The sequence below is a fragment of the Saccharothrix syringae genome, assembly GCF_009498035.1.
Lineage (GTDB): Bacteria > Actinomycetota > Actinomycetes > Mycobacteriales > Pseudonocardiaceae > Actinosynnema > Actinosynnema syringae.
The window spans coordinates 9,917,285-9,939,361 of the sequence record NZ_CP034550.1; the positions used below are offsets into that span (position 1 = coordinate 9,917,285).

Consider the following 22,077-nt stretch of genomic DNA (forward strand, 5'->3'; position numbering starts at 1 on the left):
GCGATGAAGCGACTCGAAACCGACATCGTCCTGACCGACGAGCAGAACTGGGCGTCCCGGTCCCACCGCGAGCTGTACGAGGCGGTGCACAACAACAACGACCCCGGCCAGACCGGGGAGATCGGCGCGGAGTGGGGTCAGTTCGGCACCGAGCTGACCGAGGCCGCCCGGCTGATCAACGAGCGGGTGGCGCTCAGCGAGGCCGGCTGGACCGGCGAGTCCGCCGACGCCGCGCGCACCGCGATCAAGATGCTGGCCACCTGGGTCACCGACACCGCGGCCACCGCCGTCGAGGTGGGCAAGCGGGTGCAGGACCAGAGCCAGATCATGGAGAACGCGCGGGCCAGCATGCCCGAGCCGGTCGAGTTCAACTGGGACCAGGCGGCCGGGACGTTCACCGCCGGCGGCATCTCCGGCCTGGCGAGCTCGGCGGCCGACGTGCAGGCGGCCAACGAGCAGGCGCGGGCGCTGCACGAGCACGCCGTGACGGTCATGAGCACGATGGAGCGGGAGTCGCGCGCGGTCGACCAGACCACGCCGCTGTTCGAGCCGCCGTTCAACCCGGTGACCGGGCGGACCGAGGAGCCGCGGGTCATGGCGATGCGGGCGGTCGAGGGCACCACGCTGGCCTCGGCGGCGACCGTGCTCGCCCGGCCCGTCGGGCAGGACGCGGGCGCGCCGTCCGGGTACCAGCAGGCGCAGGCCCAGGCGGTCGTGAGCCGGGAGCAGGCCGCCTACGCGCCGACCGCGCAGCAGCCCGGGACGTACACGTCGTCGTCCGCGCCGCAGGCGTACACCGCGTCCACGCCCTCCTACCAGGCGCCGCAGTCGTACCAGTCGTACCAGGCGCCCCAGTCGTACCAGGCGCCGCAGCAGCCGGCCTACCGACCGGAGGGCACGACGGCGGCCGCCGCGGCGGCGCAGGTGCCGGTGGCCAACCCGTACACGCCGTCGAACACCCACTCGTCGGGCTACACGCCGCCGAACTACGGCGCGACCGGCTACACGCCGCCCGGTGGCAACGGGTACACGCCGTCCGGCGGCTACGTGCCGCCGTACCAGCCGGCCGACCCGAACGCGAAGCCCCGCCAGGGTGGCGGCACGCTGCCGCCCGGGGTCAAGCCGCCCGCCTACGTCCCGGCCGGCAGCCCCGGCACGCCGCCCGTGCACGGCCTGCCCGGCGCACCCGGCACGTCCGGTCGCGCGCCCGGGATGCCCGGCGGGTTCGGCGGCGGCGCGGGCGGGTTCGGCGGCGGTGGCGGCGGTGGCTTCGGCGGCGGCGGGTTCGGGCCGACCGGCTCGGCGGGCGGGTTCGGCCCGACGGGCTCCGGTGGCGCGGGCGGTGCGGGTGGCGCGCTCAGCGCCGGCGGTTCGACGGCCGCGACCGCGCCGAGCGGCCCGCGCGGCCCCGTGCCCGGTGGGTTCGGCCCCGGTGCCGCGGGCGCCGCGTCGTCCCCGATGGCCGGTGGCGCGCCGATGGGTGGCGGCGGTCACGGCGGCCAGGGCGAGGAGGACAAGGAGCACCGGTCCGCGGCCTACCTCAAGGGCGAGGACATCTTCGAGGTGCCCGGCGGCGACCTGCCGCCGTCGGTGATCGGCGGGGCCAAGCCGCGCCGGAAGGGCGACCAGTCGTGATCGAGCCGGAGTTCCTGCTGACGCCGCAGCAGCTGGACGTGCTGTGGTCCGGCCTCGACCTCGGGCGGCTGCCGTACCCGCTGGACGTGCCGAGCCTCGGGAGCACCGAGGAGGAGCGCCGGCAGCTGCGGGAGCGGGTGCTGGCCGAGTACGGCGAGCCCGACCCGCGGCTGGTCGAGCTGCTGCGGCTGCTGGCGGAGCACGAGGTCGCCGTGGACGCGGTGGCGCACGTGGAGCGGGCCGTGCGGGCGGTCGCGGTGTCCGACGGCGTGCGGGGCGCGATGGCGGTGATCGACCGGGGCGCGGTCGGCGTGCTGGGCATCCGGCCGACGGCGCTGGCGCGGTCGATCGTGGAGGTGCTGCCGGAGGGGTCCGCCGGGCCCGGCAGCGCCCTGTCGCTGCGGCTGGAAGCGCTCAACGCGGCCGTGGCGATGCAGGAGGAGCAGGAGGAGGACGAGGACGACCCGTGGGGCGGCGGCGAGCTGGACGAGCGGGCCGCGCTGCAGAAGGCGGGCCTGTCGCGCGAGGACGCCGCGGCGGTCAGCGAGCTGGCCGCCAACCGGGTCGCGGGCGGCCAGTTCGGCGTCACCGTGGGCGGCGGGTTCCGGCGGACGCGGGCGGACACGCTGGTCACCTGGTTCGACACGCCCCAGGGCCGGTACCTGATGGTGCGCGAGGACGGGTGGCTCAGCCTCGCCCCGACTGACAACGACCGCATCGCGAACCGGATCGCCTCGGTGCTGTCCGCGGTGGCCTGAACGTGGAACTCGGGGGTCCCGGAGGTTCGACACGACGGTCCTGAGCGTTCGACTCGCGGTGTCTCAGTGGAGGACACGCGGTGCCGGAGTGGAGGACACGCGGGGGTTGGGTGGTGGACGCGCGCCGGGTGGGTTTCCACCCGGCGCGTCGTGCGTTTGGGGGTCGTGACCCCTGAATTAGGCGGCGGGTGGCGGGGAAATCACCTTTGTGCGCGATTGTGGTGGTCGGCGCGCATGTGTGTGCAGGACGGCGGCGGCGCGGGGCCGGGTGGGGCGGTCGGGGCTGGCGGCGGGGGTCGGGGGCGGGGCGGCGGTGATCGTCTTGCGCCCTCCCCGAGGGTGACCACTAAGCTGAATCGCGCCCCAAGGTCCACCCTTGCACCATTCGAGTGACAAAAGGCCGGAAATGCGCACGTCGACGTATCGCGGTGATCCCGTCGCGCGATACGCCGGCGACGGTTGGCCCTCGACGATTGGCCCGCAGAGCTGAATGAAGATGGTCGAACAGGCAGGCGCGCCGCGGCCGGGTGAGGAGCCCGGGGACAGCCGGGGCCAGTTCGCGCACCGGTGGGCCGCCGCGATCGGCTCGACCGCGGTGTCGGTCCTGCCGCGCCCGCGCCTGGAAGCCCTGCTGGCCTCGTTCACCACCGACCTGCACACCGCGCTGCGCCACGACGGCCCCACCAGCACCGTGCAGCGCGTGGGCCGCGCGATGGTCGAGCACGGCCTGGTCTCCGCCCTCACGCTGGAGCGCACGCTCGCGTTCCTCGGCGACCACGTCCTGGAGCACTTCAACCTGCCCGTCGAGCGGACCAAGCGGCTGATGAGCGTGCTCGGCGCGCTCGCCGCGGGCTTCGCCGACGGCCTGCGGGTGCGCACCCTCGACCAGCAGGAGCAGACCCAGACCCGCGTGCTGCGGCTCACCCGGTCGGCCGAGCTGGCGCTGCGGGCCAGCGAGGCCAAGTTCCGCGCGGTGTTCCGCACCTCGCCCGCGGCCATCGCGGTCACCGCCCTCGACGGCGTGCTGCTCGACTGCAACGACGCCATGCTGGCGATGCTCGGCCGCCCCGCCGAGGAGCTGGTCGGCGCGAGCGGCCGCGAGCTGGTGCACCCCGGCGACCAGGCGGCGCTGACCCGGCTGGCCGAGCGGCTGACCGCGGACGAGCACGACCACGTGCGCGCGGAGCTGCGGCTGATGGGCGGCGACGGCGAGCCGGTGGCCGCGCTGGTGGCGGTGGCGCTGGTGCGCGACGACTCCGGCGCGCCCGCCTACTACGTGGCCGTGCTGGAGAGCCTGGACGAGGTGCGCGCCCTCCAGAGCCAGCTCGTGCGGCAGAGCCTGAACGACGTCCGCACCGGCCTGGCCAACCGCGCGCAGTTCGTCGGCTGGCTGGAGAACGCCGTCGGCAGCCGGGGACCGGCGACGCTCGCGCTGGTCGTGTTCGACCTCGACGGGTTCCGGGTGGTCAACGACGCGTTCGGGCACGAGGTCGGCGACCGGGTGCTCGCCGCCGTGGCCGGGCACCTGCGGTCGGTGTTCGGCGACGTCGGGCAGCTCGCCCGGACCGGCGCCGACGAGTTCGCCGTGCTGATCCGCGACCCGGTCGACGTGCCGACCGTGGTGGCGCTGGTCGAGGAGGCCCTGGACCTGCTGGCCGAACCGGTGTGGGTCGGCGAGGACGGCGTCGGCGTGTCCGCCAGCGTCGGCGTGGTGGTGCGGGGCGCGCGCGGCGGGGACGCGGCGGACCTGCTGCGGTGCGTCGACCTGACGGTGCGGTGGGCCAAGGAGGACGGCAAGGCCCAGTGGGCCCTGTACGACCCCGAGCGCGACCGGCGCCAGCGGACCCCGCTGCGGCTCGCCGCGTCCGTCGCCGGAGGGCTGGAGCAGGGCGACTTCCGGGTGGACTACGAACCCGTGTACTCGCCGGTGGACCGGTCGCTGGTGGCCCTGGAGGCGCGGCTGCGCTGGGACCACCCGGAGGAGGGCCTGGTCGACCCGCTGGAGCTGGAGTCGCTGGTCGCGAGCACCGGCATGGCCGCGCGGCTCGGCGCGTGGGCCCTGGAGCAGGCGTGCCACGACGCGGCGCGCTGGCACGCGGAGTTCGGCGCGGCGGCGCCCGTGCTGACCATGGACCTGACCGCCCGGCAGTGCCAGGAGCCGGAGCTGGTGGCCGAGGTCCGCCGGGTGCTGCGGGAGAGCGGCCTGCCCGCGTCCGGGCTGAAGCTGGAGGTCGACCAGCGGATGCTCGGCCTGGTCAGCGACGAGCAGCTGGAGGAGCTGTCCATCCTCACCGAGCACGGCGTGGACCTGGTGCTCGACCGCGTCGGCGGCGGCAACCCGTGGACCGAGCGGCTGCGCACGCTGCCGCTGAGCGGGCTGAAGTTCCAGGGCGGTCCGGTCCGCGGGCTCGCGGAGGGCGCGGACCCGCTGGAGGAGGACGTGGCGATCAAGCTGATCGGCTGGGTGATGTCCTTCGGCGTCCCGGTGCACGCGGCGGACGTGCGCACGGAGGCCGAGGAGCGGCGCCTGGCCGAGCTGGGCGTGACGGCCGTGCAGGGCCCGCTGTTCGGCGAACCGCTGCCCGCGGACGGCGTGGCCCGGATTCTTGGCAAGTCCTGACGGGACGCTCAGGCTGCTCACAGACCGCGGCGCGACAGTGGGTGCATGGCAGAGGACTTCCCCGCGATGCGCGGGTCGTTGCAGGAACGGGCGCCGTTCTGGCGGCGCACCGGCACGGTCGTGGCCTCGGCGACGCTGGCCGCGGCGCTGTTCGGCGGGGTCACCGGTGGCGTGGTCGGCGCGCTGAACGCGCCGGACGCGGGCACGCGCGTGACCGGCAGCGCGGCGGCGCTGCGAACGGGTTCGGGCACCACCGCGGACGTCTCGGCCGTCGCCGCCGCGGTGCTGCCGAGCGTGGTGCAGGTCAACGTGACCGGCGCGCAGGGCCAGGGGCTCGGTTCGGGCGTGGTGCTGACCTCCGACGGGCGGGTCCTGACCAACAACCACGTGGTCGACGGCGCCCGCGAGGTCACCGTCACCCTGAACGACGGCCGGACCGTCGACGCGGCGGTCGTCGGCACCGACGCGTCCAGCGACCTGGCCGTGGTGCAGGCCGAGGGCGTGAGCGGGCTGACGCCGGCGCGGTTCGCCGACTCCGACCAGGTCAGGATCGGCGACCAGGTGGTGGCCGTCGGCTCGCCGGAAGGGCTCCAGGGCACCGTGACCTCGGGCATCGTCAGCGCCCTCGACCGCACGGTGACCGTCCCGGCCACCACCGGCCGCCGCGGCTCGTCGGTGAGCTACCAGGCGATCCAGACCGACGCCTCGATCAACCCGGGCAACTCGGGCGGGCCGCTGGTCGACTCGGCCGGCGAGGTCGTCGGCATCAACTCGGCGATCTACTCGCCGGCGTCGGACGGCGGTGAGGCGGGCAGCGTGGGCATCGGGTTCGCGATCCCGTCCAACGAGGTCCAGCGGATCGTGTCCGGGCTCGCCTGACGGCCGGGACGACCACTCGGGCGCTCAAGGGAATCCCCTTGAGCGCCCGGAGCGCGGTCACCGCCCGTCAGGCCCAGTCGGGCCGCAGGGGCATCCCCGAGGACGTCCCGTCGAGCTTCACGCCCAGCACCTGGTGCAGCTGGATGTTGTTGCGCTCGAACCCCAGCCGCGACGCGGCCAGGTACAGCCGCCACACCCGGGCGCGGCCCAGGCCGACCTCGGCCACCGCCTCGTCCCACCGCTCGTCGAGGTTGCGGCTCCACGCGGCGAGCGTCAGCGCGTAGTGCTCGCGCAGGTTCTCCTCGTGCCGCACCTCGAACCCGGTGTCGTGCACCAGCGACACGATGTGCCCGGGCCCGACCAGCTCGCCGTCGGGGAACACGTACCGGTTGATGAACCCGCCGGTGCGCGCGGGCTGCCGGTTGTCCGGCCGGGTGATGCAGTGGTTGAGCAGCCGGCCACCGGGCCGCAGCTTGCGGTGCAGGGCCCGGAAGTACGCGGGCAGCTTGGCCTTGCCGATGTGCTCGGTGAGGCCGATCGAGCTGACCGCGTCGAAGTCGCCCTCGCGCACGTCCCGGTAGTCCAGGTGCCGCACCTCGGCCAGATCGGACAGACCGGCCTCGGCGATGGCCTTGCGCGCCCACTCCGCCTGGTTGCGCGACAGGGTGACGCCGAGCGCGCGCACGCCGTACTCGCGCGCCGCGTGCATGACCATCCCGCCCCACCCGCAGCCCACGTCGAGCAGCCGCATCCCGGGCTTGAGCCCGAGCTTGCGCGCCACCAGGTCGTGCTTGGCGAACTGCGCCTCCTCCAGCGTGGCACCCGCCGACGGGTACACCGCGCACGTGTAGGCCATGGACGGCCCGAGCAGCCACTCGTAGAAGGTGTTGGACACGTCGTAGTGGTGGGCGATGGCCTCGCGGTCCCGCGCCTTGGAGTGCCGCAGCCCCCGCAACCGCCGCTCCTGCGGCGGCGGCTCGACCTTCGTGCCCAGCCGGGCCCTGCCCAGGGTGGTCAGCAGCCCCAGCCGCTGGCCCCACGGCACCTCGCGCAGCGACAGCTCCGACAGGCGCGTCAGCGCCCCGTACACGTCGCCGACGATCTCCAGGTGGCCGGTCACGTACGCGCGGGCCAGGCCCAGCTCGCCCGGTGCCGACGCCAGGTAGCTCAGCGCCTCCGGCGAGCGCACCTCGATCCGCACGCCGGCGTCGGCCGGACCCGCCCGGCTGCCGTCGTAGGCGGTGAAGCCGACGTCCTCCCCGCCGACCGCCCGCTGGAACACCTCAGCCAACCGCACGACCTGGCTCCCTTCATCCGCGCAGAACGCACTTGGCGTACAGGTCCGGCAACCGCCCGTCGGGGTCGTAGCGCCGCTTGAGCGCCCGGTAGGCGGACCCGTTGTAGTGGTCCCAGAACTCCTCTTCGCCGTAGTAGGAGTCGGAGTACAGCGACTTGTGCCCGCCCAGCCGGGTGACCTCGGCCTCGATCAGGCGGTTGCGGCTGCCCAGCTCCTCGTCCGGGCGCAGCGACACCGCGGACCAGAAGCCGACGTTGACGTAGAGCACGTCCGGGTCCATCGGGTACAGCGGCCAGCCCGCGCGGTCCCGCAGCCTCAGCGGGCACAGCCACACCGGGCTGATGCCGATCTCGCGGTGGAAGAAGTCCAGGAACTCGGCGAGCCGGTCCACCGGGATCTCCACGTCCTGGATCACCGGCTCCTGCACGGCCTTGTTCAGCCGGTCGGAGAAGCGGTGCCGCCGGTCCCAGGCCACCACCCTGCGGTACACGTCCGACCGCAGGTAGCGCTTGGGCACCAGGCGCCGCACCAGCGGGTGCTGCACGCCGAACGCGCGCGAGCACCAGAACCAGTCGGTGTCCCACCGCCACAGGTAGTCCCGCGCGGTCAGGTAGTCGGTGTGCCGGGCCGGGATCGACCGGTAGTAGATGTCGTTGCCGGTGTAGTCCGACGTCCACGGCGCGGTGGTGGTCCAGTTGGCCAGGGTGAGGTACTGCTCGCCGGCGGAGAACACGGTGCCGTCGATGAAGTCGACCGGTTCGTCCTGGTATGTCCGATCGGCACAGACGGCCTCGACGACCTCGGCGCACTCGGCCGCGTCCCGGAACGGCACGTGCCGCAGCCGCACGTGCGGCGAGACCGGCTCCAGCTCGATCTCCAGCCGCAGCGCGTAGCCGAGGGTGCCGTAGGAATTCGGGAACCCGCGGAAGAGGTCGTCACCCGGTTTGACCACCTCCACGCCGCCCGCGCCGGTCATGACCTCCAGCTCCAGCACGGACTCGTGCGGCAGCCCGTTGCGGAACGAGCTGGACTCGATGCCCAGGCCCGCCACGGCGCCGCCGAGGGTGATGGTCTTGAGCTGGGGCACCACCAGCGGCATCAGCCCGTGCGGCAGGGTGGCGTCGACCAGGTGCTCGTAGGTCGTCATGCCCTGGACCTGCGCGGTGCGCGCCTCCCGGTCGACCGAGAGCACCCGGTCGAATTGCCCCACGTCGAGCCCGCCGGAGGGGTCGGCGCGGAACCGGAACAGGTTCGACGTCGACTTGGCCAGGCGCACGGGTGCGCCCGCCGGTACCGCCGCGTACTGGGCGCGCAGCGCCGCCACCGCCCGCTCGTGATCGCTCACCGGTCAGACGGTAGGCCGGAACGGCTTGATCAGCACCCCCGATTTCGCCGGTACACGAAGTTACCGACCAGTAGTACCCTGACCGGCATGACGCGCGTCACGCACGAGGTGACCAACCAGGTCCCGCCCCTGGTCGACCACGACGTCGCCGCCGACCCGGCGCTGCTGGACGGCCTGCACCGCGGCGGCGCCGCGTGGGCCGAACCGGAGCTGCGGGAACTCGGCGCGCTGGCCGGCACCGCCCGGGTGCAGGACCTCGGCCGGCTGGCCAATGTTCACCCGCCCGTGTTGCACACCCACGACCGGTACGGGCACCGGGTGGACGAGGTCGAGTTCCACCCGGCCTGGCACGAGCTGATGACCACCGCCGTGCGCCACGGCCTGCACGCCGCGCCGTGGCGGGACGACCGGCCGGGCGCGCACGTGGCGCGGGCCGCCAAGTTCTACGTGTGGAGCCAGGCCGAGGCCGGGCACGGGTGCCCGATCTCGATGACCTACGCCGCCGTGCCCGCGCTGCGGGCCTCGCCGGGGCTGGCCGCGCGCTTCGAACCGCTGCTGGCCTCCCGCGAGTACGACTTCGGCCTGCGCGCCCCCGAGGGCAAGCGCGGCCTGATCGCGGGCATGTCGATGACCGAGAAGCAGGGCGGCTCGGACGTGCGCGCGAACACCACCCGCGCGGTGCCCGCCGGGGACGGCTACCTGCTCACCGGGCACAAGTGGTTCACCTCGGCCCCGATGTCCGACGTGTTCCTCACGCTGGCCCAGGCGCCGGGCGGCCTGTCGTGCTTCCTGGTGCCGCGCGTGCTGCCCGACGGCACCCGCAACGCGCTGTTCCTCCAGCGGCTCAAGGACAAGCTGGGCAACAAGTCCAACGCCTCGGCCGAGGTCGAGTACGACGGCGCGGTCGGCTGGCTGGTCGGCGAGGAGGGCCGGGGCGTGCGGACCATCATCGAGATGGTCAACATGACGCGCCTGGACTGCGTGCTCGGCTCGGCCGCGGGCATGCGGTCGGGCCTGACCCAGGCCACGCACCACGCCGCGCACCGCAAGGCGTTCGGCGCGTACCTGGTCGACCAGCCCGCGATGCGCAACGTGCTGGCCGACCTGGCCGTGGAGTCCGAGGCCGCGACCACGGCGGCGCTGTGGCTGGCGGGCAACCGCAGCCGGCTGGGGCTGGCGGTGACCAAGTACTGGGTGTGCAAGCGGGGCCCGGCGCACGCCGCCGAGGCGCTGGAGTGCCTGGGCGGCAACGGTTACGTCGAGGACTCGGGCCTGCCGCGGCTGTTCCGCGAGTCGCCGCTGATGTCCATCTGGGAGGGTTCGGGCAACGTGGCGGCGCTGGACGTGCTGCGCGCGCTCGGCCGGTCCCCCGCCGCGGTCGAGGAGTTCTTCGCCGAGCTGGACGCGGCGCGCGGCGCCGACCGGCGGCTGGACGCGGCGGTCGACGCGCTCAAGGGCGAGCTGGCGGACGTGACCGACCTGGAGGTGCGGGCGCGCAGGCTGGTCGAGCGGATGGCGCTGGCGCTGCAGGGCGCGCTGCTGGTGCGCTACGGGCACCCGGCCGTGGCGGACGCGTTCTGCGCGTCCCGGCTGTCCGGCGACTGGGGCGTCGCCTTCGGCACGCTGCCGCGCGGGGTGGACTTCGGCGCGATCGTGGAGCGGGGGCTGCCGAAGCCGTGAGCACGGTGCGGGTAGAGCGCTCGGGACCGGTGTTCACCGTCCTGCTGGACCGCCCGGACGTGCGCAACGCCGTCGACGGGCCCACCGCCCACACGCTGACCGAGGTGTTCCGCGAGTTCGACGAGGACCCGACCGCGTCGGTGGCCGTGCTGCACGGCGAGGGCGGCACGTTCTGCGCGGGCGCGGACCTGAAGGCGGTGGGCACCGGGCGCGGCAACGACCCGCTGTCGCCGTCGGGCCCGATGGGACCGACCAGGCTGCGCCTGTCCAAGCCGGTGATCGCCGCCGTGGCGGGCCACGCCGTGGCCGGCGGGCTGGAGCTGGCGCTGTGGTGCGACCTGCGGGTGGTGGAGGAGGACGCGGTGTTCGGCGTCTTCTGCCGGCGCTGGGGCGTGCCCCTGGTCGACGGCGGCACGGTGCGGCTGCCCCGGCTGATCGGCACGTCGCGGGCGATGGACCTGATCCTGACCGGGCGGCCGGTGCACTCGGGCGAGGCGCTGCGGATCGGCCTGGCGAACCGGGTGGTGCCCAACGGCACCTCGCGGGCGGCGGCCGAGGAGCTGGCGCGGGAGGTGGCCGGGTTCCCCCAGCTGTGCCTGCGGCAGGACCGGTTGTCGGTGCTGGAGCAGGAGGGGCTGCCGGAGGAGGAGGCGCTGGCCAACGAGCGCGACCGCGGGGTGGTGTCGCTGCGCGAGGTGGAGGCCGGGGTGCGGCGGTTCCGGGCGGGCGAGGGGCGGCACGGGAGGTTCTAGCCGGCTCGGCGGCGGGGTGCCGCCGAGCCGTTCGACGCCGGGCCGTTGGGCGCCGGGCCGTTCGACGCCGGGCCGTTCGACGCCGTTACGGCGCGACGGTCGCCGCCGTGATGGACAGGACGTACCGCATGTCCGCGTACTCGGTCACGGTCCACATCTCGTCGGTCGACTTCCGGTAGGCCATGTCCTCCGGGCCGATCGGCCACATGCCGGGGTACATCTTCGCCAGGTTGCCCGGCTTCCACACCAGCAGGTCGCCGCGGGTGCTCTCGCCCTTGCTGCGGGTGATGTAGTACGTGGCGTTGTCGGGCCCGTTGCCCCCGTCGACGGCGGCCGCGCCCTGCATGCTGATGATGTTCACCTGGTAAGCCCAGCTTGCCGTGGCCACGCCGTTCGCGGCGAACAGCTCGCGGTTGTCGGCGTTGATGTCCCAGCGGAACAGCCGGCTGCCGTCGCCGATCTCGCTGTACTCGGTGACGATGACGCTGTCGGGCGTGGTGGAGCGGTCGAGGGCGATCGCGGAGAACCTGATGTTCTTCGTCGCGTCCACGGGCCGGTAGGTGAACTTCTGCGGCAGCACGTACTGGTAGCCGTAGGCGTAGTACGCGCCGTTGGCGGCGCGGCCGATCTTGGTGTCGTCGGCGGTGGACACCTTCAGGATGTCGCGCAGGTCGTAGACGCGGACGTGGTCGGTGCTCGCGACGTAGAGCAGGTCGCCGTACCAGGTGATGCCGCCCGCGTGGTTGGGGTCGGTGGAGGCGAAGCTGGGCTGCCCGCCGGAGGTGGTGGGCTCCACCAGCAGCACGTGCCGGTACACCGGCTTCAGCGGGTCGGTGCGGTCGACGAAGCTGATCCGCGCGCCCTTGTCGGCGGCGGTGCCGTTCTCCAGGCCGTACCAGGAGACCAGGACGACCTTGCGGCCCTGGTAGAGCCCGTCGTCGTAGGCGTCGCTGCTGGTGGTGATGCCCTGGGGCCGCCAGTCGGGGGTGTGGTCGTCGCCGTCCTGCCAGGCGAAGCCCGCGGCGAAGGCCGGGGACAGGAGCTGGCCCTCGCTCGCGCCGAGGCGGCGGGCGGTGCGGTTGGCGTCGTCGAGGACGGCGGGGACGGCGACGTTGGGCAGGGCGGCCACCAGGGCGTTGTAGTCGGCGTCGTTGGCGCTGCGGCGGAGCTGGAAGTCCGCCGCGTCGAGCTTGACGGCGGTGTCGTCCGCCAGGGCGGCCGGCGCGACGGCCGGCACCAGGCCCAGGGCCAGCGCGGTCGCCGCCAGCAGGGCCAGGCGCCTGTTGCGAGAAATCCTCATGATTCGACCGTAACCCGGTGTTCAACCGGATGTAGCCGAATGCTCACGCAGTGATCACGATCACGGTCGTCCACCCCGGCGGGGCGAACGCCCCACCGGGTGCGGACCGGTGGGTCACCCCAGCCCCAGCTCCCGCGCGATCAGCATCTTCTGCACCTCGCTGGTCCCCTCGCCGATCTCCAGGATCTTCGCGTCCCGGTAGAACCGCCCCACCGGGAACTCGTTCATGAACCCGTACCCGCCGAACACCTGCGTGGCCTCGCGCGCGTTGTCCACCGCCGCCTCCGACGACACCAGCTTCGCGATCGCCGCCTCCCGCTTGAACGGCTCGCCGCGCAGCATCTTCGCCGCCGCCTGGTAGTAGGCCAGCCTCGCGACGTGCGTGCGGGCCTCCATCTCCGCGATCTTGAACTGGATCGCCTGGTACTCGCCGATCTTGCGCCCGAACGCCTCGCGCTCACCCACGTACCGCAGGCACTCGTCCACGCACCCCTGCGCCAGCCCCACCCCGATCGCGGCGATGGCGATGCGCCCCTCGTCCAGCGTCTGGAGGAACTGGGCGTACCCGCGCCCCCGCGCGCCGACCAGGTTGGCCGCCGGCACCCGGCAGTCCTGGAACGACAGCTCGCGCGTGTCCGAGGCGTTCCACCCGACCTTGGAGTACTTGCGCGACACGCTGAACCCGGGCGTGCCCGACGGCACCAGGATCGCCGAGATCTCCGGCTTGCCGTCCTCCCGCCGCCCGGTCACCGCCGCCACCGTGACCAGGCCGGTGATGTCCGTGCCCGAGTTGGTGATGAACGCCTTGGTCCCGTTGAGCACCCACTCGTCGCCGTCGAGCCGGGCCGTGGTGCGCAGGGCGCCCGCGTCCGAACCGCCGCCCGGCTCGGTCAGGCCGAACGCGCCGAGCACCTCGCCGGCCGCCATCCGCGGCAGCCACGTCGCCTTCTGCTCGTCCGTGCCGAACCGGTGGATCGGCATGGCGCCGAGCGAGACGCCCGCCTCCAGCGTGATCGCCACCGACGAGTCGACCCGCGCCAGCTCCTCCAGCGCCAGGCACAGCGCGAAGTAGTCGCCGCCCATGCCGCCGTGCTCCTCGGGGAACGGCAGGCCGAACAGGCCCATCCGCCCCATCTTGGCGACGATCCCGTACGGGAACTCCTCGCGCTCGTAGTACCCGCCGATCACGGGCGCGACCTCGGCCCGCGCGAACTCCTCGACGGTCTTGCGCAGCGCCTCGTGTTCCTCGTCAAGGCGGAAGTCCAACATCGTTCACTCCTCGTGGGGCACGACGACGGCCAGGGGTTCGTCCAGCGCGACCTGTTGGCCGGCCCGGACGCGGACTTCGGCGAGCACGCCCGCCACGGGTGCCGTGACGGTGTGCTCCATCTTCATCGCTTCGACCACGAACAGCGGCTGGCCCGCGGTCACCTCGTCGCCGGCCGCCGCGCGCACCACGAGCACCGTGCCGGGCATCGGGCTGGTCACCGGCCCGCCGCCGGCCGCCGCGGCGGTGCCCGCCACCTCCGCGGGACGGGTCTCGGTCAGCGCCCACGCGCCGCCGTCCGCGCCGAGCCACAGCACGTCGCCGGCCCGCGCCATCGCGTACCGCCGGGTGCCGACCACCAGCGACGAGCCCTCGACGGCGGCGCGCAGCCGCACCGGCTCACCGCCGTCCACCGACACCTCGTCGCCGCGCACGCGCACCGGCACGCCGTCGATCAGCCACGTGGTCCACGCGTGCTCGCCGACGCGCCACCCGTCGCCGCGCTCCCACGGGTCGTCGCCGCGCAGCGAGAGCTGCCGCTCCAGCGCCGCCGCGGCCAGCACCTCGTCCGGCCGGTCCGCGGCCACCAGCGCGTCGAGCTTGCGCTCCACCAGCCCGGTGTCCAGGTCGCCCGCCCGCACGTCCTCGTCGGCCAGCAGCGCCCGCAGGAACGGGATGTTCGTGGTCACGCCCAGCAGCACGAACCGGCCGAGCGCCGCGCGCAGCCGCCGCAGCGCCTCGGCCCGGGTGGCGCCGTGCGCGACGACCTTGGCCAGCATCGGGTCATAGTCGCTGCCGACGGTCAGGCCGACGCGCAGCGCCGAGTCCACCCGCACGCCCTCCGGCTCGGCCAGCGCCAGCACCGTGCCGCCGGTCGGCAGGAACCCGCGCGCCGGGTCCTCCGCGTACACCCGCGCCTCGACCGCGTGCCCGGTCAGCTCGACCGAGGAGAACCCGAGCGGTTCGCCCGCCGCCACCCGCAGCTGCTGCTCGACCAGGTCCACGCCGGTGACCAGCTCGGTCACCGGGTGCTCGACCTGGAGCCGGGTGTTCATCTCCATGAAGTAGTAGTCGCCGGTCGCGCCGTCGACGATGAACTCCACGGTGCCCGCGCCGACGTACCCGACCGACCGCGCCGCCTCCACCGCCGCCCGGCCCATGGCCTCGCGCCGCTCGGGGGTCAGCAGCGGCGACGGCGCCTCCTCGATGATCTTCTGGTGCCGCCGCTGGAGGCTGCACTCGCGCTCGCCGAGGTGGACGACGGTGCCGTGCGCGTCGGCCAGCACCTGGATCTCGATGTGCCGGGGGTTGTCGACGAACCGCTCCACCAGCAGGGCGTCGTCGCCGAACGACCCGCGCGCCTCCCGCCGGGCCGACTCGATCGCCTCGCGCAGGTCGTCGGCGGAGCGCACCAGCCGCATGCCCTTGCCGCCACCGCCCGCGGACGGCTTGAGCAGCACCGGGAACCCGATCTCGGCCGACGCGGCCACCAGGTCGTCGTCGGTCATGCCGACCTCGGTGCGCCCGGGCACCACCGGCACCCCGGCCGCGGACACGGTCAGCTTGGCGCGGATCTTGTCGCCCATCGCCTCGATCGCCTCGGCGGGCGGCCCGATGAACACCAGGCCCGCCTTGTCGCACGCGCGGGCGAACTCGGCGTTCTCGGCCAGGAAGCCGTAGCCGGGGTGCACGGCCCGCGCGCCCGTCGCCAGGGCCGCCTCGACGACCCGCTCGATCGACAGGTAGCTCTCCCGGGCCGCCGCCGGGCCGAGCCGCACCGCCTCGTCGGCCAGCCGCACGTGCCGCGCGTCGGCGTCGGCGTCGCTGTAGACGGCGACGGACCGGATGCCGAGCCCGCGCAGCGCCCGGATCACCCGCACCGCGATCTCACCGCGGTTGGCCACCAGGACGCTGTCGAACATCTCCCGGCGCGACATCTCTTCGCCCACCATCCCCATCACATCCGGAAGACGCCGTAGGAAACGGGCTCGATCGGGGCGTTGGCCGCCGCGGACAGCGCCAGCCCCAGGACGGTGCGCGTGTCGAGCGGGTCGATCACGCCGTCGTCCCACAGCCGGGCCGTGGAGTAGTACGGGTTGCCCTGGTCCTCGTACTGCCGCCGGATCGGCGCCTTGAACGCCTCCTCGTCCTCGGCCGACCAGGAGTCGCCGAGCTGGTCGCGCCGCACCGTGGCCAGCACCGACGCCGCCTGCTCGCCGCCCATCACCGAGATCCGGGCGTTGGGCCACATCCACAGGAACCGGGGCGAGTAGGCCCGCCCGCACATCGAGTAGTTGCCCGCGCCGAACGACCCGCCGATGACCACGGTGAACTTCGGCACCCGCGCGCACGCCACCGCGGTGACCATCTTCGCGCCGTGCTTGGCGATGCCCGCCGCCTCGTACTCGCGGCCGACCATGAAGCCGCTGATGTTCTGCAGGAACAGCAGGGGCACGCTGCGCTGGTCGCACAGCTGGATGAAGTGCGCGCCCTTCAGGGCCGACTCGCCGAACAGCACGCCGTTGTTGGCCACGATGCCGACCGGGTGGCCGTGGACGCGCGCGAACCCGGTGACGAGCGTGGCGCCGTACTCCTTCTTGAACTCCTGGAACCGGCTGCCGTCGACGATGCGGGCGATCACCTCGCGCACGTCGTAGGGGGTGCGGCTGTCGGTGGGCACCACCCCGTACAGCTCGGCGGGGTCGACGGCCGGCTCGGCGCTCGGCTCCACCTGCCAGGGGCGCGGCGGGCGCGGGCCCAGCGTGCTGATGATCGAGCGGACGATGCGCAGCGCGTGCCCGTCGTCCTCGGCGAGGTGGTCGGTGACGCCGGAGGTGCGCGAGTGCAGCTCGCCGCCGCCCAGCTCCTCGGCGGTGACGACCTCGCCGGTCGCGGCCTTCACCAGCGGCGGGCCGCCCAGGAAGATCGTGCCCTGGCCGCGCACGATGACCGCCTCGTCGGACATGGCCGGCACGTACGCGCCGCCCGCCGTGCAGGAGCCGAGGACGGCGGCGACCTGCGGGATGCCGCGGGCGGACATGGTGGCCTGGTTGTAGAAGATGCGGCCGAAGTGCTCGCGGTCGGGGAACACCTCGTCCTGGCGCGGCAGGAACGCGCCGCCGGAGTCCACCAGGTAGACGCACGGCAGGTTGTTGTGCAGCGCCACCTCCTGCGCGCGGAGGTGCTTCTTGACCGTCATCGGGTAGTAGGTGCCGCCCTTGACGGTGGCGTCGTTGGCCACGACCACGACCTCACGGCCGGAGACGCGACCGACGCCGGTGATGATGCCCGCGGCCGGCGCCTCGTCGCCGTACAGGCCGTCGGCGGCCAGCGGGGACAGCTCCAGGAACGGCGAGCCGGGGTCGAGCAGGGTGTCCACGCGCTCGCGCGGCAGCAGCTTGCCGCGGGCGACGTGGCGCTCACGCGCCTTCTCCGGCCCGCCGAGGGCCGCCGCGCGCAGCTTGGCGCGCAGCTCGTCGACCAGGCGGGCGTGCTCGTCGCGGTAGCGCCGGAAGGCGTCGGCCGACTTGTCGGCGGCGCTGCGCAGCACCGGGGCGTCCATCGGGCTCCTCGCGGTTAGCCATCGTTAACCTGAGGAGATGTTATCGCTTGTTAACGGGTCCGGACAAGCCGGAGGGGGCCGCTCGCGCGACCCCCTCCGGGTGAAGCCGCCCGCTCAGCCTGCGGCCGAGGCGAACTGCGGCAGGTAGCCGAGCCGCTGGCCGTTGCGGTTGGGGTGGTAGGACTCCTCGACCGGCCAGGACAGGCTGTTCAGCCACCAGTCCGACGAGCAGATCTCGTGCCCGGTGAACGCGCCGCGCACGTCGCGGTAGGCGAACGACTTCGCCGCCGCGCGGGCGGAGATGACCTGGTACAGGGTGTCGGAGGCGGAGTTGATCGCGGCCCGCTTGGTGTCGCTCAGGCCGACCGAGCAGGAGCCGGGCACCTGGTACATCCGCGGGTAGCCGAGCACCACCACCCGGGCCGACGGCGCCCGGTTGCGGATCTGGGCGTAGACGTTGTCCAGCAGGCCGGGCAGGGTGCCGGTGACGTAGGACTTGGCCTGGTTGACGCGGTTGACGCAGGTCGAGTCGGTGCCCAGGGTGCAGGTGGTGATGACGTCGGAGAAGCCCGCGTCGTTCCCACCGATCGAGATGCTGACCAGCGAGGTGGTCGAGGACAGCGCGCTCAGCTGGTTGTTGAGCACGTCGCCCGTGCGGGCACCGGAGCAGGCCACGAACTTGAAGGACGCGGGCGCGTTCGCGGCGGCCCACAGCGCCGGGTAGGCGTACTGGCTGCGCTTGCAGCTGCCGGAGTCGCTGTAGTACGAGCCGGTGCCGGTGCCGGACGAGTAGGAGTCGCCGAGCGCGACGTAGTTCGCGCCGGCGGCCTCGGCCGGCGTGATCAGCGCCAGCGACGCGGCTAGGGCCAGCGCGGCGCTGGACAGGGTTTTGACAAGGCGCATCGGAGCCTCCCGAGGGAAACAACGCAGGGTGTGATGCGAAGCACAACAACAGGTATCAGCAGGGAGGTGTCGATCAACAGAGTGGGTCAAGAGTTAACAGCGTGTTACCGAAAGTAGTAAACGATCTTCATGTGGCACCGGGGTTAACGGCCGTTTACTCCCGGTGGTCGGGCCGCTTAAGATGGCGGCGTGGCGGACGAACCCGTGAAGCAGAGCCGACGCGACCAGATCCTGGCCGCGGCCGCCGAACTGTTCGCCAGGCACGGCTTCCACGGCGTGGGCATCGACGACATCGGTGCCGCGGTGGGCATTTCCGGCCCGGCCCTCTACCGCCACTTCCGCAGCAAGGACGCGATGCTGGGCGAGATGCTGACGCAGATCAGCCAACGCCTGCTCGACGGCGGCCAGGCGCGCGTCGAGGTGGCCACCGACCCCGACCACGCGCTGCGCGAACTGATCCGCTGGCACGTCGACTTCGCGCTGGACGACCCGGCCCTGATCACCGTCCAGATCCGCAACCTGGCCAACCTGACCGACCCCGACCGCCGCCGCGTCCGAGCGCTGCAACGCCGCTACGTCGAAGTCTGGGTCGAGGCGATCCGCAAGACCTCCCCCGAAGTCGACGAACCCACCGCCCGAGCCGCCGCCCACGCCGTCTTCGGCCTGATCAACTCCACCCCGCACAGCGCCCACCTGGACCGCGACCAGATGGCCAAGCTCCTCTCCCGCATGGCCCTGGCCTCCCTCTCCGGCGCCCTCGCCTAACCCGCAAACCCGCGCGAGTCGAACCTCCAGGACCGTCGTGTCGAACCTCCAGGACCGTCGAGTTCCACATTCGGGCTCGCTCCTGGGTGCGCGAATGTGGAACTCGGGGGTCCTGAGCGTTCGACACGACGGGTCCGGAGGTTCGACTCGCGGGGTGGACACGGTTGGGGTAAGGGGTTGGTGTGGGGGGTGGGGGATTCCGTAGCCTGGCGGACCGATGGGTGACGAGTCGGTGAACACCGCCGGGGGGTGGCCGGGGCTCCGGCTGCTCGCCCGCCTGCCCGCCTGGTTCCGGTTCACGGTCGTCACGGTGGCCGTCTTCGTGTGCGGGGTGATCGCCTCGCGCCCCGCGGGGGCCACCGATCCGGCACCGCCCACCGGCGACGTCGCCGCGGCCGCACGGGCGGTGAACGCGATGACCGGCCCATCCGAGGTCAGCCCGCTGGTCGAGTTCCCGGCGGACTTCACCGAGGTCGTGCACCGCGTCCCGCGCGTCGTCACCGCCCCCGACGGCACCACCCGCGCCATCGACCCCAACGGCGGCTGCTCCGGCCCGGCAGGCGACACCGAGTGGGACTTCGGCGTCGGCTGCCGGGCCCACGACCTCGGCTACGACCTGCTCCGCTACGCCGAGGCCAAGGGCCGCCCCCTCGACCGGCAGGCGCGGCAGGCCCTCGACGACCGCCTCTCCCACGACATGCACGCCCAGTGCGACCTCAACCCCCGCGGCAACGCCGGCCGCTGCCACGCCACCGCCCAGCTCTACACCGCGGGCATGGACTTCAACTCGTGGCGCCAGCGCTGGGGCCCTCCCGGTCACGAACCGGTCCTGGCCTGGGGCTTCGGCAGCGCCGTCGTGGTGTTCCTGCTCATCGCCCGGCTGCCGCGCCCGGACCGCCGCCCCGGACCCACCACCGGCCCCCCGCAACGCCGGGGGCAACCCGACCGCTACGCCACCTTCCTCCGCTTAGCCGCCCTGGGCCTGGTCGTGATCGGCCAGTCGGTGCTGACCGTCCTGCACTGGGCCGGCCTGAGCGCGAACTGGCTGTGGCTGCTCACCTGGTTCCTCCAGGCCACCCCGGTGTTCTACTTCGCGGGCGGCCACGCCAACCTGGTCAGCTGGCGCGCCGTCGAGGCCGAGCACGGCGGCTACGGCCGCTACCTGGCCGCCCGCACGTCCTGGCTGCTGCGCCCGGTGCTGGCGTTCGTGCTGGCCTGGCTGGTCCTCCCGCTCCCGCTGGAGTTGCTCGACGTGGACAAGTCGCGGGTCGAGCTGTTCGGCAGGCTGATCGCCCAGCCGCTGTGGTTCCTGGGCCTCTACCTCGTCGCGGTGGCCGCCACGCCGCTGATGGCCCGGCTGCACCGCACCGCCCGCCTGGTCACCCCGGTCGGCCTGGTCGCGCTGATGATCCTGGTCGACGCGCTGCGCATCGGCTTCGCCTGGCGCACCGGCGGCTACCTGAACCTGCTGCTCGGCGTCCTGCTCCTCCAGCAGATCGGGTTCCACTACGCCGACGGGAGCCTGCTGCGCCTCCCGCGCCGCGCCCTCGCCGCGCTCGCCGCCGCGGCCGTGCCCGTGCTGCTGGCGCTGATCACGTTCGGCGGCTACCCGCGGACCATGATGCCGCTGCCCGGCGAGGGCACCTCGAACCTCAGCCCGCCGACCGCCTGCCTGCTGGTGCTCGGCCTGGCCCAGGTCTGCCTGGTGCTGCTGCTGCGGCCCCGGGTGACCGCGTGGCTGGAGGGGCACCGCACCTGGCGGGTCGTGGAGTTCGCCCGCACCGCCCCGATGACGGTCTACCTCGGCTACCTCACCGCCCTGGCCGCCGTGGTGGGGCTGTTCGGGGTCCTCGACGGGCCCGCCGCGTTCGGCTGGGTGGTCAGCAGGCCCCGCTGGCTGGCCGTGCTGGTGCTGCTGCTCCTGCCCGTGCTGCTGCTGTTCCACCGCTTCGAGCGGGCCGCCGCCCACCCGCCGTGCCGCACCCGGGAGACCCACCGCACCCGGCTGGCCGTCACCCTCGGCGTCGGCTACGGCGCGCTCGGCGTGCTCGGGTTCGTGGTCACCGGGTTCGCGGGCGAGGCCGCCACGCTGGTGCTGTTCCGGGTCGACCCCCTGCAGAACCTGATCCACCTGCTGCTCGGCTGGTACCTGCTGCACACCGCGCACACCGGCACCTGCCACGCCCGCCGGCCCTGGCTGCTGACCGCGCTGGCCTGCGTGCCGCCCCTGCTGGTGCTGGCCCCCGGCGGCGCCGAGATCGCCCTGCACGGCGCGACGATCGCGATCGCCCTGCTGGCGGCGGTACCGAAGCAGGACCAGGCACACCGCGAGGAACAGCGGCAGCCACGTGAAGCGCTCCAGCACCCATAGCCCGTCCGACGGCGGCGTGTTCAGGCCGCGCAGCGACCCGAGCGCCGACCCGACCAGCACCACCACCAGCAGCGCGCTCTGGTGGGTGAGGAACAGCGGCAGCGCGTGGGCGTTCACCGCGGTCGCCCGGAACGAGGGCTGGACCAGCAGCACCAGCCCGACCTGCGCCAGCGCCAGCGCGAGCGCCGCGGCCGACGGCGGCGCCAGGTTCGACACCGCCGCACCCGGCACGCCCACCGCGCTGGCCGGGTAGCCCGCCGCCAGCAGCCAGGCGAACGCCAGAGCGCCCACCCCGAACAGCGCCGCACCCCACGACCGGCGCAGCCCGCGCCGGGCCGCCAGCACACCCACCTGCCACGGCGCGCACCACACCGCGAGCACGTTCACCCAGCCCAGGTCCAGCGCCACCAGGCCGACCGGCACGACCACGCCCCACCACCCGACCCGATCGAGCAGCGGGGTCAGCGCCGACAGCAGGACGTGCACGCAGAGGAACCACAGCGGCGTGACGACCAGGTAGCCGACGGTCCACACCGTCTGCTGCGGCAACCCGCGCAGCGACAACCCGAACAGGACCGCCGCCCACGCGCCGAGCAGCACCGCCACCGGTGGCAGCAGCCGCCGCACCCGCCGCCACCACGGCGCGGTCGACCGGGCCGCGCCGAACCCGCCGACGAAGAAGAACAGGCCCAGCGTCTGCAGCACCCAGGTGAACGGGGCCAGGTCGGGCACCCACCGCAGCGGGCTGTCCACCACCAGGCCCTCGGGCGTGGGCACCGGCGCGGTCACCAGCCAGTGCCCCAGCACCACGCCGCCGACGGCCAGCGCCCGCACGGCGTCGACGACCCGGTCCCGCCCCGCCGAACCCGCCGCCGCCACGCCCCGACCCGAGGCCGCCCCGTCCGGGCTCGCGGCCATCCCGTCCCGCCCCGGGTCCGCCCCA

General features: G+C 73.7%; 15 protein-coding genes and 1 pseudogene. 8 read left to right on the forward strand and 8 right to left on the reverse strand.

What is annotated here, in order from left to right; all coding sequences use genetic code 11:
* Positions 1–3 precede the first annotated feature (3 nt).
* The 4 genes from EKG83_RS49345 to EKG83_RS41855 all read left to right on the forward strand — a co-directional run bounded on the left by EKG83_RS49345 (position 4) and on the right by EKG83_RS41855 (position 5,892).
* The gene (locus EKG83_RS49345; RefSeq protein WP_033434745.1) at positions 4–1,635 is read left to right on the forward strand and encodes a PPE domain-containing protein; all 1,632 of its coding nucleotides are present in this window, start codon (positions 4–6) and stop codon (positions 1,633–1,635) included.
* Positions 1,632–2,393: an ESX secretion-associated protein EspG gene (locus EKG83_RS41845; protein ID WP_033434746.1), complete on the forward strand. Its 762-nt coding sequence runs from the start codon at positions 1,632–1,634 to the stop codon at positions 2,391–2,393. Before EKG83_RS49345 ends, EKG83_RS41845 begins: the two co-directional genes overlap by 4 nt.
* A 496-nt stretch (positions 2,394–2,889) precedes the next feature.
* Positions 2,890–5,013 (forward strand): putative bifunctional diguanylate cyclase/phosphodiesterase, encoded by a 2,124-nt coding sequence (locus EKG83_RS41850; RefSeq protein ID WP_170191946.1) that lies wholly within the window; start codon positions 2,890–2,892, stop codon positions 5,011–5,013.
* 45 nt (positions 5,014–5,058) lie between these two features.
* Entirely contained in the window at positions 5,059–5,892 is an 834-nt protein-coding gene (locus tag EKG83_RS41855) for a S1C family serine protease (RefSeq protein WP_033434748.1), read from the forward strand.
* Between the two features lie 67 nt (positions 5,893–5,959).
* On the opposite strand, the gene EKG83_RS41860 is transcribed toward EKG83_RS41855, so the two are convergent.
* Positions 5,960–7,189 carry an SAM-dependent methyltransferase gene (locus EKG83_RS41860; RefSeq protein ID WP_033434749.1) on the reverse strand — a complete coding sequence of 410 codons (1,230 nt, stop codon included), beginning with the start codon at positions 7,187–7,189 and terminating at the stop codon, positions 5,960–5,962.
* Positions 7,190–7,202: 13 nt separating this feature from the next.
* Positions 7,203–8,534, reverse strand: coding sequence for an FAD-binding oxidoreductase (locus tag EKG83_RS41865; protein ID WP_033434750.1), 1,332 nt, complete (start codon positions 8,532–8,534; stop codon positions 7,203–7,205).
* Between the two features lie 87 nt (positions 8,535–8,621).
* Between EKG83_RS41865 and EKG83_RS41870 the strand changes: the two genes are divergently transcribed.
* Positions 8,622–10,214, forward strand: a complete 1,593-nt coding sequence (locus EKG83_RS41870) for an acyl-CoA dehydrogenase family protein (protein ID WP_033434751.1) — start codon at positions 8,622–8,624, stop codon at positions 10,212–10,214.
* Complete coding sequence (locus EKG83_RS41875; protein WP_033434752.1) at positions 10,211–10,966, forward strand: crotonase/enoyl-CoA hydratase family protein; 756 nt, start codon at positions 10,211–10,213, stop codon at positions 10,964–10,966. The genes EKG83_RS41870 and EKG83_RS41875 overlap by 4 nt, the downstream gene beginning before the upstream one ends.
* An 85-nt stretch (positions 10,967–11,051) precedes the next feature.
* Here EKG83_RS41875 and EKG83_RS41880 read toward each other — a convergent pair whose 3' ends face one another.
* The 5 genes from EKG83_RS41880 to EKG83_RS41900 all read right to left on the reverse strand — a co-directional run bounded on the left by EKG83_RS41880 (position 11,052) and on the right by EKG83_RS41900 (position 17,998).
* Positions 11,052–12,266 (reverse strand): hypothetical protein, encoded by a 1,215-nt coding sequence (locus EKG83_RS41880; RefSeq protein WP_033434753.1) that lies wholly within the window; start codon positions 12,264–12,266, stop codon positions 11,052–11,054.
* Between the two features lie 114 nt (positions 12,267–12,380).
* Positions 12,381–13,535 carry an acyl-CoA dehydrogenase family protein gene (locus EKG83_RS41885; protein ID WP_033434754.1) on the reverse strand — a complete coding sequence of 385 codons (1,155 nt, stop codon included), beginning with the start codon at positions 13,533–13,535 and terminating at the stop codon, positions 12,381–12,383.
* 3 nt (positions 13,536–13,538) lie between these two features.
* Positions 13,539–15,455, reverse strand: a complete 1,917-nt coding sequence (locus tag EKG83_RS41890; protein ID WP_033434769.1) for an acetyl-CoA carboxylase biotin carboxylase subunit — start codon at positions 15,453–15,455, stop codon at positions 13,539–13,541.
* A gap of 35 nt (positions 15,456–15,490) precedes the next feature.
* Complete coding sequence (locus EKG83_RS41895) at positions 15,491–17,095, reverse strand: carboxyl transferase domain-containing protein (RefSeq protein WP_033434755.1); 1,605 nt, start codon at positions 17,093–17,095, stop codon at positions 15,491–15,493.
* 114 nt (positions 17,096–17,209) lie between these two features.
* Positions 17,210–17,998 (reverse strand): SGNH/GDSL hydrolase family protein, encoded by a 789-nt coding sequence (locus EKG83_RS41900; protein WP_033434756.1) that lies wholly within the window; start codon positions 17,996–17,998, stop codon positions 17,210–17,212.
* Between the two features lie 189 nt (positions 17,999–18,187).
* Here EKG83_RS41900 and EKG83_RS41905 point away from each other — a divergent pair, with 189 nt between their 5' ends.
* Positions 18,188–18,763 carry an SACE_7040 family transcriptional regulator gene (locus tag EKG83_RS41905; protein ID WP_033434757.1) on the forward strand — a complete coding sequence of 192 codons (576 nt, stop codon included), beginning with the start codon at positions 18,188–18,190 and terminating at the stop codon, positions 18,761–18,763.
* A 217-nt stretch (positions 18,764–18,980) separates the two neighbouring features.
* Complete coding sequence (locus EKG83_RS41910; protein ID WP_033434758.1) at positions 18,981–21,134, forward strand: phospholipase A2; 2,154 nt, start codon at positions 18,981–18,983, stop codon at positions 21,132–21,134.
* Between the two features lie 3 nt (positions 21,135–21,137).
* Here EKG83_RS41910 and EKG83_RS49935 read toward each other — a convergent pair.
* Positions 21,138–22,052: pseudogene (locus tag EKG83_RS49935) on the reverse strand (acyltransferase family protein); the annotation flags it as partial.
* Between the last annotated feature and the right edge of the window lie 25 nt (positions 22,053–22,077).